The sequence below is a fragment of the Nocardioides sp. CPCC 206348 genome, from assembly GCF_048654705.1.
Taxonomy (GTDB): domain Bacteria; phylum Actinomycetota; class Actinomycetes; order Propionibacteriales; family Nocardioidaceae; genus Nocardioides.
This window is the reverse complement of record NZ_JBMCZA010000200.1, coordinates 10,159-10,624: the sequence shown is the minus strand read 5'-3', so window position 1 is coordinate 10,624 and position 466 is coordinate 10,159. Positions and strand designations below refer to the sequence as shown.

Here is a 466-nt window from a genome sequence, read left to right as displayed (position 1 = left end):
GCCACCGGCTCCCTCGAGTACGACGCCAGCGTCTCCCTGACCGCGTCGGAGAGCTGCCACGACGACTGGGCGGCCGGGTCCCAGAGCACGACCGTGCTCTCCGCGACGATCGCCGGCTCGTGATCGGGCGCGACGCGCAGCTCGCAGGAGAGCGCCAGCGAGGAACGCCCTACGTGACCGACCCACATCCGCACCAGGAACGGCTGGTAGGCGACGAACCGCATCTCGGCGTTGTAGTTGACCTGCTGCGAGCCCATCAGGTCGGTGATGCCGGCGGGCACGTCGCGGAACAGGCCGGGCAGGTCGGACCCCGGCAGCGGGGCGAAGCGGAAGAACAGCAGCCGCGCCTCGTCGAGCACCCGGAGCGCTTCGACGTTGTCGACGTGGCCGCCGAGGTTCACGTCGCGCAGCCGGGCCTGGATCTCGCACTCGAAGTAGTCACCCACGGTCACATTGTGGGGCCGGG

1 protein-coding gene is annotated in these 466 nt (G+C 70.4%); it reads right to left on the bottom strand.

Going from position 1 to position 466, the window contains the following annotated elements:
- Positions 1–446: acyl-CoA thioesterase (locus ACOADB_RS19380; protein ID WP_378602182.1), on the bottom strand; the 446-nt coding region annotated here is incomplete at its 3' end.
- Positions 447–466: the final 20 nt, after the last annotated feature.